This window comes from Pantoea sp. BAV 3049, assembly GCF_009765445.1.
Classification (GTDB): domain Bacteria; phylum Pseudomonadota; class Gammaproteobacteria; order Enterobacterales; family Enterobacteriaceae; genus Erwinia.
The window spans coordinates 5,029,231-5,041,586 of sequence record NZ_WHOY01000031.1 but is presented as its reverse complement, the minus strand read 5'-3'; the positions used below and the strand labels follow the sequence as shown (position 1 = coordinate 5,041,586).

Sequence of the window (12,356 nt, the reverse complement as noted above, 5' to 3'; positions counted from 1 at the left end):
AAATTAAGGTGTATTTTATCAGGTGCAAAAAAACTACCATACCAGGCCTAAAAATTGTTCAATTTTTAAAATCGAGTGATATAATGTGACCGTCGTCACACTTCTATGGCTCCTGAGCCAGCTCAGATAAAAAGCAATCCTGGCAACTTTTTGTCCTGCATGTGGCGCAGATCAATGTCAGGCATGATTTGTCGCGGAGTTTAAAAAGATATGGGTACCTTAACCGCCAGCCTGGTGTTGATGAGATGGGAACTGGTTAGCGCAGTGATGATGTTTATGGCCAGCACGTTGAAAGTGAAGTGCCGCCAGACCAGCCATAACGGCATGGCATTCATCTTTACCGGCATCGGGATTGGCATGTCATGCTGGTTCGTGACCGGCCTGCTGGGTATCACTCTGAGCATGGATAACCTGCTCAACTTCTGGCATATCACCAAAGATGTGTTTGTCGACGTGATGAGCCATACGCCGGCTGACTACCCAATGCCTTAAAATGCAAACGAGCCGCGTTCTGAGAGAAAGCGGCTCGTCGTGTCGTCAGGCGCAGTTCAGATTTTCTTCAACACCACAGGCAATGCTGCCACTTCACCTGCCGGTCTTGGCAAAACCTCAGATTTATGGTCCTGCACCCACATGTTGCCCATGATCTCATTGAGACCGTGATCCAGTCCGGTCACCAGCCCCGCGCCCGGCGTGAAGGTCAGCTCACCAAAGTAAATCTGCCCGTCATTGATGTACCAGTCCACCCGCACGTAGTCGAAATCATTCGCCAGTTTCTTGCTCAGCTCCAGCGCTTTGTACAGCGTCGGCAAATCGTTGCTGATGTCCAACCCGGTATCGCGGATTTTATAGAAGCACGACGTCAGGCTGTTAACGTAGAAGTTCATCGACAGCGGTGAGTTTCCACAACGGTTGTAGATGATCTGCAGCACGTACTCAAAGTTGCCGTCTTTCTTGTTAAACATATGAAACTTATAGTCGACAGCAGCAAACTTGCCGTCACCTACGTACTGCTCAACCAAAATCCGCGGTTTGATATAGCGATAATGGATTTCACGCGCTTCCAGTGAGAAGTCACGGGTTAGCCACTCTTCGCACCGCTTGATCAGCAACTGCTTCTGAATACAATCCGGTTCTTCCAGCAGGATTTCCACCATTCCTGAGCCGTGGTTGGATTTTATAACCGTATCTTTTAACGACTTAAGTCCTAACAGCGTAACGGGCTTATCCGTTTCGTGCAGCAAGGGAATTAAATACTCGTCACCAATGGTTTTTGCTATGTAGTCTCTCACCAATACTTTGTCCGAAAGGATCCCATAACGAACATAGTCGCCGGTGACAAATTTACGATACAGAATTTTCTCATTAAACAATTTCGGCTGGCGAATATTGGGTAACTTTTTAAATTTACGATAATAATGAAATCTGTCCTGGTAAGACCACGGCATTTTCCTGAGAAGGTATAAGACGCTGTTTCTCAATTGTGCTTTGAGTTTTAACATTTTTTACCTCATTTGTAGGTTTTGTAGTTAAGTGAGGAAAGCTGTATTTTAAGAATGACGCCATTCTTAAAGAAATAGTTCATTACCGTGAGGGACAACAGCTCGGTAACCAGTACGCTCCATGCAGCGCCTGTCAGTCCCCAGGAACGAATGAAAAACCAGTTGGTTGCTACGCTAATCACCACCAGTAAAACGATCTTTACCAGCAGATAATTAAACCCACCTTCTTTCACCATGTAACGATAAGCTACTGTTCCCATTGCCGAAAAGCATGTTGCTAACGACAATAACGTAACGAGATTTCCCGATTGTGTGTAGTCATGCCCATAAAGGGAACGGACGATCTGCTCGCCAAACAGCGCGACGATTAAGAGCATCAAAAATGAGACTGCCATAACATAGCCATACAGCTTCGCAGCTAACTTCGCTGCCACATCCGCCCGCTCCCTGAAGATCTCAGAGAAGCTGGATGTAATGATTGCCACAGGGATAAAAATCCACGAGGCAGAGATCGTATTCGCAGCGGTAAACAGCCCCAGTTCATGCGCTGAACCCACACCAACCAGGAAAAACTGTGCGAGCTTTACCTGAATTGAGATAAACACGCTGGAAATCGCCAGCGGCAACCCGGCATGAAACAGATAGCGCAGGTAGCTACGGTGCTTCCGCTTCGGTGGCGGACTGATGCTGTTGGCCTGAAAGAAGATATTTCGCTTGATCAGGTAAGGCACCAGTGTCACCGACACGATTGATAACGAGAGCCACACGGGGTTCAGCTTCAGCCAGGCCACGGTAAAACTGATCCCAAAACTGAGCGCCATCCCTGTTGCATTGGCAATGGTGTTCATGCGCGATTCCAGCCTGGCGTTGTTATAAACGCTGAAGATATCCTGCGTCACGAACAGCGATGACAGAAATGCAGCAATGGCGAAAACCAGAAAGTTTTCCCGCATCATTAACCAGACATAAATCAAAACCGGTACGGACAGTAATAATAACAACGCCATACGCAATTGTTTTGCCACCGCCATCAGGCGTATGCCCTTGGTCGCACTTTTGCTGATACTTTTAAACAGAATGGTTTCAGTCCCGAATATAGCAATGGTCTGAACAATTGAAAAAAGTGAGGCAGAAAATGCTATTTGACCAAAAACGGATGGGCCAAAAGATTTTGCAACATAGGATGTGACAAATATCACACCGAATACAGAGACCACCTTCTCTGACATCATCCAGGCTGCATTTGATACGACACTGTGTTTCATCCAAGCATCCTTTGTAGTGCTTTAACGTATTGCCAATACTCGGTACGTCCTTGTCTACAAGGGAGAAAGTCACGCCAAGCTAACCCTGAACTCAAGTGAGCTCTGAAAATTTTTTTATTATGCGGACGAAACGAACCCGCTCTTATTCAAAAGATTTATTTTAAACTTACCATCCTTCAGGAATATTCTGATTATGTCTGGACTTGAATTCCTGTGAACCAAATCAGCAAATCACTAAATCGGTATTTTATTTTGGCACAGATTTTTTTTCTGTAAGCTGGATTAATCTGAATCACACACCAGCCCTCGCTGCCGACACGAACGAATTTATAACAAAAAACTGAATATCGAAAGCTAACTGGCCTCTAATAAAATAAAATCGGAGAAATCCCATGATGATATTTCTTCATAATACCTTAACTTAATGTGTGCCATTCAAATCGCGAACTTAACAACATTCAGCTAATTCCTGGAACATTTAGATCCATAAATTAGTGAAGTTGTTCTCATCACATTTTAGTTAAGAAAGGTAATAGCATTTATGAGAAAGTCACGATATACAGAAGAGCAAATCACCAATGCTATTAAAGCATCGGAGTGCGGGGTTAAAGTAAAGGAGATCTGTGAAGATCTGGGGATTTCCGAGGCCACTTTCTATAGCTGGAAAAAGAAATATGCCGGTCTTTTCTCTGAGGAGGGTAGAAAAATCAAAGAGTTGGAAGAGAAAGTGCACACTATGGAGCGCGAACTGTTAACGCTCTCTTCTGATAAGGCAATGTTACAGAGCGTCCTGAAAAACTTCTTTACTACCAATGACAAGCGTCAGGCAGTTAATTTTTTACAGGACACTTACGAAATCGGTACCCGCCGCAGCTGCCGGCTGCTGGATATTAGCCGCAGCGTGTATCATTATCCGTACAACCTGGAAAATCATTAATTGAGACGGGCGACACATTTTTTCTTCGCCCAGCTAAAAATTACAATATTCTCACTGTTAATTGAAAAAGATACTTTCATTTTCAGGCGACATATTTTCCTGATGAGTTAATCATCACGGCTGTCACCTGCCAGGTCGTCAGATTACCTTCGCAAGAAAATTTTTTTGCATTAAAGTCATATGGTTAATGGTGCATTTATCTCAAATCTAAGAGATAAATGCACCCCATTATGACATTAGCACTACTTACTTAAAGCGCTCTAACCCCCCCTTTTGGTTCAAAAATAGTGATGTATTCTATTTTAACATTGATTCATAATGCTCACTCATCTTCCAAAAAATGATTTCATATTCCACTTACAAAATTGACGATACAGCCCATCAAACGGACAATTCTTTAACATCCCCACCCATGACACCGCCTTTAATTAAGTAGTAAAGCTTAACATCAGGCTGCATTTCGCCTGAAAAGCAACCATAAGACAAGATCTTAACTCAGTATTTCTAATGTTTCCAAAGCCGTTTCAGACCTGTCATTCAAAGAGAATGGGCGGAAAATTTGAGTTAATGGTGGTTTGATAAATTAAAAACCGTCTCAAAAATTTCCATCCGGCTAATGAACAGGGAAAATTGACTGTCCCAAAATAGGAAGGAATCGCATTAGCGATTAATCTTATAGAGGAACAATTGCTTCCTGTGCCAGGGGATTGGCGAAAAAAAAACGGCATTTCAGGAAAAAAATTAGAGATAAAAATGCGGGTGATATCACAATATTGGTTAAAGAAGGAGCCACCCGGTAGCAGGACCGGGATTTAAAAACCGGCCCTGACCGTTATTATCACCTCATTTTGAGACAGTTAATTGCTGGACTACCGGCTCAGGCTTTATCCTGGTTGCCAGAACCACTCCAGCCACGAGACAGACGATTCCACAGGCGGTCAGTAATGGTGGCCAGCTGCTTCGCAGCAGAAAAGTATAGGCCAGCCCTGCAAGGGTTTCGAAAACGATCAAAGGGCCAACCAGTACCGTAGGCAAGCGCTGGCTCGCCTCATTCCAGCACAGCGCTCCCAGCCAGGAGCAGAGAAGGCCAATCAGGATCATCAGCGGAATAAACACTTCCGGTCGCGGCCCCAGCGGCAGCGAAAAATCGGGGCGGGTGAAGTGCAATTGCAGGCTGACCAGCAGATATCCCACCACCGCCAGCGGTAAAGTGGCGATGCCCTGAGCCGTCGCCCAGGTCGTGGCTTTGCGGTCCGGATGCTCACGCAGCCAGCGTGCGTTGCGCAGCGGATACCATGTCCAGCAAACCATTGCGACCACTGCCAGCAGGATGCCACTCAGATAACGCAGCAGATCGTCCTGCTGGCTGCCTCCCTGCCATTCCGCCACGTTGACAAAAACCAGCCCTCCGGCAATCAGCACCAGGGCCGGGGCAAGCTTTCGCCATGCCAGCCGCCCATCATGACGGCCATAAAGCAGATTGGCACTGACCGAAATGACCACTGGCAACGTCCCGATAATCATGGTGGAAACCGGAGCGCCGGTACGCTGGATGGCGCTGGCCAGACAGGTGTAATAAAGAAGGTTACCGACCAGCGCCAGCTTGAGGGCTTCAACCCAGTCGCTGCGTGTCAGCAGGCTTAACCGCTGCCTGTCACGCCAGGCAAGCGGCAGCGCGATCAGCCCGAAGGCCACATAACGCCCAACGGATTGCAGAGCACCGGGATACTCCGGCACCAGCAGCGGGCCGACAAAGATCAGGCCCCACATCAGCCCTGCGGTGAGGGCAAAGAGAACACCAGCAAACATTTTTATCCTGAGTATCAGAAAGAGAAAACGCCATTGTCTGCTGTGCACAGGCAAAAAGATTGTAGCAAATTGCGCTTAACGGCTTGCTACAACCTGTTTCTGATAGCGCACTGGCGTAATGCCATAACGTCCGGAAAAAGTTTTGGTCAGGTGCGCCTGGTCGGTCAACCCAACGGCAAGGGCAACTTCGGCGGCGGGCAGCCCCAGGGTCAGGAGTTCTTTGGCGCGGAACAGACGGAAGGCCATCAGCATCTGATGGGGAGTGACATGGAACTGCGCCTTAAACTGACGCTGGAAATGATACGGACTGAGCGAGACCAGCCCGGCAAGATCGGCCAGGGTCAGGGAACAGGAAAGATTATCGCGCAGGAAGCTTTTAACAATGTCGAAGCGATGCGCGGGTTCATCGGGGAATTTGTCACCGATTCTGGCATGGGGACGCAACAGGTCAATCAGGGACTGCATCATCCCGTCTCTTTCCAGCGGCTCCCTGACGTGCCATAAAGCAGCCAGCAGGCGGGAAATTTGTACGGCACGCTGCGGATCGAAACGTACCGCATCCGAGAACCACCAACCGCGTTCACCCGTTATGGCTTCCAGCTGCTGTGGATCGATATAGATCATCCGGTATTGCCAGCCATTTTCACTGGCAGATTCGCCGGTATGAAGTTCATCGGGATTCATCAGCACCAGCGACCGGGCAGGTGCAATGTGCTGTGCGCCGCGATAACGAAAGCGCTCCGCTCCCGTATCGATGGTGCCGATACCAAAAGCTTCATGAGTGTGCGGTTCAAAGGCATAGCGTGAGATATGGGCGTGATAAAGCTCCACGCCTGGTAACCCGGCAAGGTGCCGGAACTGGGCGCGGTCTTTGTCAAAGCTGAACTGTGCCGGTACGCCCTGCAAAGTTGCCTCCATCTACAACCGTAATGGCATTAAGACTACGATCTTTGGCAACAGCAATCCATTCTGCAGCCGTAAAATGGTCACCATTTAATAACACGAGCACATAATAACTAGCGGTTATTATAAATAATTTGACTTAAAATCTTCACATTTTAAACATTCACTCAACCACATTAAGATAACCTCAACCTCTGTGGTCAGTTTAAACGGCGTTGAGTTTGGCGGTGCTTCACTGTGGTTTTCCCACAGGAATGCACATCATGTCTGATACCACACTCGCTCCCCGTCAGGAGACCAGCCTGACCTTTTTCCTGTCTCTGGTGAACGGCAAGCTGAAGCCTGGCAAGCTTTGGTATGACCGTGAGTATCGGGTCAAATATCTGATGCGTTCTCTGGTTTACCCGGCCCCCACGCACCGGCTGGTGAACGCCATTTCAGCAGAGCCGGTGATGCGCGATATTTTGTCGATCCAGCACACGCTACCGAGCAAGATTCACCGCCCTTACCTTTATGGCGGCATGCCGGTGATGAGGCGCGTGCAGGCGGTGATCGATCACTATGACTTCACTAAAAATCTGGCCTCCCCGCGTCTGCGCCAGGCAATGCTGACTGAGCAGGGAGTCGAATTAATTCGTTTCAGCGGGAAAAATGGCGAGCAGTTCGGGATCACTCTGGCCTGTACCGGCCGCTGCGAGCGCGAAGGAGAAGTGAACCTGTTTATCACCTTTAATGAAGTGAAACTGGCCATGCTGACCTTTGCCGTGACCCGGCAGAATGAGGATAAAGTGGTGGTGATTGGCGGCATTCAGGGTGCCCACCGGGACACGCCGCATGAGATGATCCGGGAGGCGACCAAAGCCTGTTATGGCTTGTTCCCGAAACGTCTGCTGATGGAGACGCTGGTGTTGTTCTGCGGAGCGACGGGCGTTGCACAAATTCAGGCCGTCAGCGATACCGGTCATATCTTCCGGAGCCTCCGCTATCGCCTGAAGAAGAAAAGCCTGTTTCATGCCAGCTATAACGAGTTCTGGGAAACGCTGAACGCTAAACCGCTGTCGTCAAAACTCTATGAGATCCCACTCGCCTTCCCGCGTAAACCGCTTGAAGAGATCGTCAGCAAGAAGCGCTCAGAATACCGCAAGCGTTACGAACTGCTGGATACGCTCAGCCAGCAGTTTGCCGATCATATCTGATCGCCCCGCCTTCAGCCCTGCCTGTGCGGGGCTATTTATTCTCTTTTCCTACGTCATCAATTTTCCAGCCTTTACGATCCCGGTGCATGGTAATCAGTAGTTGCTGCTGATCGTCAGGATCGTTACCCAGCGTCACGTCACCAGAGGCGGTATCGCCATTGATAGTGAAGCGGCTGACGCTGACGTGATCCACCCAGGCATCGCTGTAGTCCTGATCCTGCAGAAAGTAGTCGTCATCCATGCCGTCCGGGCTTTTAATCAGCACGTAAATTTTTTGCAGCAGCTGCGGCGTTACATACTCGTTCAGCAGCGGATCGTGCTCATCGATTGGGCTTTCATCCTTGCTCAATGCGCTGAGATACCAACTGTAGAAGTTTTTGCTGGCAGTCTGAGGGTCGTTAATTTGTTCCGCCGCTCCGGCGTGCAAAGCAAACAGCGCCATGCCCAGCGCCAGTAACCATTTTTTCATTAATGCCATCTCTGCCTGATTATCTTTCCTGTTAAGGCCCGTATGCATCCGTGCACTATGTTGCCAAAAAACTCAGCTAATTTACCCTTTCACATCATTTTTTGAGCGTGTTTCTGCATTATTTTTAGTAAATGTTTATACCGGCGTAGCTGCCAGCCAGCGCTGCATCACCTGCATCAGCGCGGCAGGCTGCTCCAGCGGCAACATATGTCCCGAATCATCAATGATTTCAAGCCGGGCATGAGGAATATGCTCATGCAGCGTCCGGGATTCCTGCACGCTGCGCATCCGATCCTGCCGGGCAGCAATCACTAACGTCGGGCAGGAAATCTGGCTCAGCAGGTGCGTGTCGCTGTTGCGCGCCATCAGCAACTGGCGACAATACGCCTCTTTTCCCATTCGCAGGCTCATCTGATGAATTTGAGACTGCAGGCGTTCGTTGTCAGCATGTTTTTCACTGAGCGAAAGCGCGATGGCTTTATGGCCCAGGCCCCGAAAAGCCCCGTGGGAAGCAGACAGTGATTTTGCGGTGGACGCTTTGAAAGACTGTGCCTGCTGGCTATCCTGCTGGCTGGAGGTGGCAATCAGAATCAGCCTTTCCACCCGGTCGGGTGCCTGGCGGATCATTTCCCGGGCGACAAACCCCCCCATTGAAAACCCCACCAACGTAAACCGTGCCGGAGCTTCTGAAAGCACGCTTGTCGCCATCTCTTCCAGTGAAGCATCACGGGATAAATCGCCATAAACCAGCGGTCCGAATGCTGCCAGATCCTCTGCCATTTCCTGCCACAGCCCGGCGTCACACATCACGCCCGGCAGTAAAACCATTCCCGCCATTTCACCCTGCTCCGTTGCCTGAACTGTCCTGATGATAACAGTTTTGCAACATTGCTTTTAATCAATGAGCAGATTAATAAGAAACCAGCTCTACCGCACGTTATTGGTACGCCAAATGTTGAACGCAGGCTGGCCTGACTGAGATCAAAATATCCCACTCTTGCGATCGTAATATAACGCTCTACACAACGGAGCAAAACTTATGGATAAGATCTTGCTGGTCACGGTGCTGACCACTCTGCCCGGGATGGTAACTGCAGCCTCTGCGGATACACCCTCTTCTTCAATTAATCAAACTCAGCCGCAGAAAGAGACAACGATGGTGGTGACCGCCCGGAAATCTTCCGGTCAGGTGGCCGCCAATCAGGCCGGTGCCGGATTTGTCACTCCTGACATTGAACTCGGCCCTCTCGGTAACAGAGCCTGGGCTGATCTGCCCTATTCCACCAATACCGTCAGCAAAGAGATGATTGCCAACCAGCAGGCGCAGAGCGTCAGCGAACTGCTGAAATATACTTCGGGCAGCCAGATGCAGGCCCGTGGTGGCATGGATGTGGGTCGCCCGCAAAGCCGCGGAATGCAAGGAAGCGTGGCCGCAAACAGTCGCCTCGACGGGCTGAATATCGTCTCCACTACCGCCTTCCCGGTGGAGATGCTGGAGCGGCTGGATGTGATTAACAGCCTGACCGGCGCACTGTACGGCCCGGCCAGCCCGGCAGGACAGTTTAATTTCGTGGCTAAACGTCCGACGGCTGAACCGCTTCGCCGCGTGAGCGTGGGCTATCAGAATCGCAATGCCTTCAGCGGCTCTGCGGATTTGGGAGGGCATTTTGACCATCGGCAGCGCTTCGGCTACAGGTTGAACCTGGTGGATCAGGAAGGCGAAGGTAACGTTGATGACAGCACGCTCCGCCGCAAGCTGGTTTCGCTGGATCTGGACTGGAATATCCAGTCGGGCACCCAGCTGCAGCTGGATGCCAGCCACTATGAGTTTCTGCAAAAAGGTTATGTCGGCGGGTTCAGCTACGGTAAAGGGATCGACCTGCCTTCGGCTCCCGATCCGAAAAATAAGAACTATACCCTGCCAACCACCGGGAACGATCTGACCACGGATACTCTCAGCAGCCGTCTGATCCACTATTTCAACGAAGAGTGGTGGCTGACTGCGGGAGTGGGGTTCCAGCAGGCAGATCGCGCTATGCGTACAGTCTCCAGTACCCTCAAAGATAATGACGGCACTGTTGCACGATCAATCAGTGATTCCGCCGCAGCCGGACGTTTTCGGGTTCTGAGCAACACGGTGACGCTTAACGGTCACGCAAATACCGGCGATATCGGACACGATCTGGCGTTCTCCACCAACGGCTATGTCTGGTCAATTTATGGTGCGAAAGGGACCAGCAAGCGTTATGACCTGGGCACTTCCAACTTTTACCACCCCGCCCCGATGGAAGAACCGGGCAATGGACGCATTCGTAAAAACGGTGACCGTTACAGGTCCAGCGTGAATACCCAGCAAAGCATCACCGTCGGCGACAGCGTGACGTTCTCCCCGCAATGGTCCACGATGTTTTACCTGAGCCAGAGCTGGCTGGAAACCCGCAGCTACAGCAAGCAGGGAAGTAAAACCGGCGAGACTACCGCCAAAGGTTTAAGCCCGAATGCGGCCGTCATGTACAAAATCACCCCGTCGCTGATGGCCTGGATCAGTTACGCAGATTCACTGGAACAGGGAGGCACTGCGCCGCTCGGGGTGGGCGTAAAAAATGAGGGTCAATCGTTGGATCCGTATCGCAGCCAGCAATATGAAATCGGTCTGAAGAAAGAGTTCAGTGGTATAAACCTTGGTGCGGCGCTGTTCCGCCTGGAGCCCCTTTTGCCTATGTCGATCCTTCTGACATGACCTACAAAAAACAGGGTAACCAGGTGAATAAGGGGCTGGACCTGACCGCCAGTGGCAGCATCTGGCAAGATCTGAATATCTACAGCGGCGTCACCTTCCTCGATCCAAAGTTAAAAAACACGGTCTCAGACAGCACCAGCAATAAACAGGTGGTGGGTGTACCAAAAGTTCAGGCAAATATGCTGATGGAATACAGCCTGCCATTCATGCAGGCGCTGGTTTACAGCGCGAATATTCACTACACCAGCAAACGCGCCGCCAGCGATACCAATTCCAACTGGGCCAAAAGCTTTACCACGCTGGATCTCGGCACCCGCTACACCACCAGACTGAATAAAGTGCCGACCACTCTGCGCCTGACGGTGAATAACATCACCAATGAGCACTACTGGGCTTCGATCTTCCCTTCAGATACTGACGGCGGCGGCGGTTCAGCCAGCGCATTTCCCGGTGCGGGTCGTGAAGTCCGGGCCTCAGTGACGTTCGATTTCTGATAACCGGAGCGGTGCCCTCCAGATGGGAGGCACCGGATTACCATGAATATTCAACAACGCCTTGTAGCCCTGCTGCTTTCTGTATTGTTACTCCCCGCCACGGGCATGGCAGCAGTTGAAGGGCATAGTGACATCCGCGTAGCCACGCCATGGCCCGCGCAAAATACCATTATTGCCATGCTGGGATACGGTGAGAATATTGTCGGCACTTCTGCGGTGGCACAGCGTATACCGCTGTTCCGCCAGATCTATCCCGGAATCGAACGGGTACCGGCGATCGGCGTCACCACCGCTCATGAGATCAACCCTGAGCAGGTGATTGCCCTGAAGGCCCAGTTGCTGATTATTCCGCAGAATATGCATCTCAGTCAGCCGGAGATTCTGGCTCAGGCAGGGGTGAAAACCCTGGCGCTGCAGGCCAACTCGATTGCGGCATTACGCGAGCGGGTGACACTGACTGCGAAAGCATTAGGTCCGGATGCCGAAGCCACAGCTCAGCGCTATCAGCGCTATTTTGATCATAATATCGCCCTGATCCAGCAGCGGCTGGAAGATCTGCCTCCGGCAGGACGCGCCAGGGTTTATCACAGTATGGGCAGCCCGCTCAAAACCAGCGGCCGCCCATCGCTGAATCAGGACTGGATGGATCTTTCCGGTGCGGTCAATGTTGCGGAACAGTGGTTCCCCGCCGGGAAAAGGGGAGCAGCAGAAGTTCCATTGGAGAAAGTGGTGACCGCTGACCCTGAAGTGATCGTTGCCATGAACCGCAGAGATGCTGAGATCATCCGCGAGTCGGCAGCCTGGCAGTCAACTTCTGCGGTACGGCATCATCGGGTGTATGTGAATCCGCAGGGGCTGTTCTGGTGGTGCCGGGAAACCAGCGAAGAAGCGATACAGATCCTCTGGCTGGCGAAAACCCTCTATCCCCAGCGCTTTGCCGATATCGATATGGTGGAAGAGACCCACGATTTCTATCAAAATTTTTTTGGTATTTCGCTCAGCGCTCAGCAGATTGCCGGGATTCTGGAACCCTGAGGAGCC

At 50.8% G+C, this 12,356-nt stretch carries 10 protein-coding genes and 1 pseudogene; 5 read left to right on the top strand and 6 right to left on the bottom strand.

The window, feature by feature from the left end; genetic code table 11:
• Positions 1–210 precede the first annotated feature (210 nt).
• Positions 211–492 (top strand): YjcB family protein, encoded by a 282-nt coding sequence (locus GSQ70_RS24995; RefSeq protein WP_158785043.1) that lies wholly within the window; start codon positions 211–213, stop codon positions 490–492.
• Between the two features lie 56 nt (positions 493–548).
• On the opposite strand, the gene GSQ70_RS24990 is transcribed toward GSQ70_RS24995, so the two are convergent.
• Positions 549–1,502, bottom strand: coding sequence for an ATP-grasp fold amidoligase family protein (locus GSQ70_RS24990; RefSeq protein ID WP_158785042.1), 954 nt, complete (start codon positions 1,500–1,502; stop codon positions 549–551).
• An 8-nt stretch (positions 1,503–1,510) separates the two neighbouring features.
• Positions 1,511–2,767 (bottom strand): polysaccharide biosynthesis C-terminal domain-containing protein, encoded by a 1,257-nt coding sequence (locus GSQ70_RS24985; RefSeq protein ID WP_158785041.1) that lies wholly within the window; start codon positions 2,765–2,767, stop codon positions 1,511–1,513.
• Positions 2,768–3,308: 541 nt separating this feature from the next.
• On the opposite strand from GSQ70_RS24985, the gene GSQ70_RS24980 reads away from it, so the two are divergent.
• Positions 3,309–3,704 carry a transposase gene (locus GSQ70_RS24980; protein WP_158785040.1) on the top strand — a complete coding sequence of 132 codons (396 nt, stop codon included), beginning with the start codon at positions 3,309–3,311 and terminating at the stop codon, positions 3,702–3,704.
• 843 nt (positions 3,705–4,547) lie between these two features.
• On the opposite strand, the gene GSQ70_RS24975 is transcribed toward GSQ70_RS24980, so the two are convergent.
• Positions 4,548–5,513, bottom strand: coding sequence for a DMT family transporter (locus GSQ70_RS24975; protein WP_158785039.1), 966 nt, complete (start codon positions 5,511–5,513; stop codon positions 4,548–4,550).
• A gap of 75 nt (positions 5,514–5,588) precedes the next feature.
• Positions 5,589–6,419: an AraC family transcriptional regulator gene (locus GSQ70_RS24970; protein WP_158785461.1), complete on the bottom strand. Its 831-nt coding sequence runs from the start codon at positions 6,417–6,419 to the stop codon at positions 5,589–5,591.
• 260 nt (positions 6,420–6,679) lie between these two features.
• On the opposite strand from GSQ70_RS24970, the gene GSQ70_RS24965 reads away from it, so the two are divergent.
• Complete coding sequence (locus GSQ70_RS24965; RefSeq protein ID WP_158785038.1) at positions 6,680–7,612, top strand: VirK/YbjX family protein; 933 nt, start codon at positions 6,680–6,682, stop codon at positions 7,610–7,612.
• A gap of 31 nt (positions 7,613–7,643) precedes the next feature.
• Here GSQ70_RS24965 and GSQ70_RS24960 read toward each other — a convergent pair whose 3' ends face one another.
• Together GSQ70_RS24960 and GSQ70_RS24955 are read right to left on the bottom strand one after the other, a co-directional pair.
• Entirely contained in the window at positions 7,644–8,081 is a 438-nt protein-coding gene (locus GSQ70_RS24960) for a DUF3828 domain-containing protein (RefSeq protein ID WP_158785037.1), read from the bottom strand.
• Between the two features lie 135 nt (positions 8,082–8,216).
• Complete coding sequence (locus GSQ70_RS24955) at positions 8,217–8,918, bottom strand: alpha/beta fold hydrolase (RefSeq protein ID WP_158785036.1); 702 nt, start codon at positions 8,916–8,918, stop codon at positions 8,217–8,219.
• 319 nt (positions 8,919–9,237) lie between these two features.
• On the opposite strand from GSQ70_RS24955, the pseudogene GSQ70_RS24950 reads away from it, so the two are divergent.
• Both GSQ70_RS24950 and GSQ70_RS24945 read left to right on the top strand, forming a co-directional pair.
• Positions 9,238–11,315, top strand: a pseudogene (locus GSQ70_RS24950) (TonB-dependent receptor).
• A 42-nt stretch (positions 11,316–11,357) separates the two neighbouring features.
• Complete coding sequence (locus tag GSQ70_RS24945) at positions 11,358–12,350, top strand: ABC transporter substrate-binding protein (RefSeq protein ID WP_158785035.1); 993 nt, start codon at positions 11,358–11,360, stop codon at positions 12,348–12,350.
• The last annotated feature ends 6 nt before the right edge of the window (positions 12,351–12,356 follow it).

What these genes read in the sequence shown, in the direction of transcription:
- GSQ70_RS24995 (WP_158785043.1), top strand. Translation starts at nt 211, where the DNA reads ATGGGTACCTTAACCGCCAGCCTGGTGTTGATGAGATGGGAACTGGTT.
- GSQ70_RS24990 (WP_158785042.1), bottom strand. Translation starts at nt 1,502, where the DNA reads ATGTTAAAACTCAAAGCACAATTGAGAAACAGCGTCTTATACCTTCTC.
- GSQ70_RS24985 (WP_158785041.1), bottom strand. Translation starts at nt 2,767, where the DNA reads ATGAAACACAGTGTCGTATCAAATGCAGCCTGGATGATGTCAGAGAAG.
- GSQ70_RS24980 (WP_158785040.1), top strand. Translation starts at nt 3,309, where the DNA reads ATGAGAAAGTCACGATATACAGAAGAGCAAATCACCAATGCTATTAAA.
- GSQ70_RS24975 (WP_158785039.1), bottom strand. Translation starts at nt 5,513, where the DNA reads ATGTTTGCTGGTGTTCTCTTTGCCCTCACCGCAGGGCTGATGTGGGGC.
- GSQ70_RS24965 (WP_158785038.1), top strand. Translation starts at nt 6,680, where the DNA reads ATGTCTGATACCACACTCGCTCCCCGTCAGGAGACCAGCCTGACCTTT.
- GSQ70_RS24960 (WP_158785037.1), bottom strand. Translation starts at nt 8,081, where the DNA reads ATGAAAAAATGGTTACTGGCGCTGGGCATGGCGCTGTTTGCTTTGCAC.
- GSQ70_RS24955 (WP_158785036.1), bottom strand. Translation starts at nt 8,918, where the DNA reads ATGGCGGGAATGGTTTTACTGCCGGGCGTGATGTGTGACGCCGGGCTG.
- GSQ70_RS24945 (WP_158785035.1), top strand. Translation starts at nt 11,358, where the DNA reads ATGAATATTCAACAACGCCTTGTAGCCCTGCTGCTTTCTGTATTGTTA.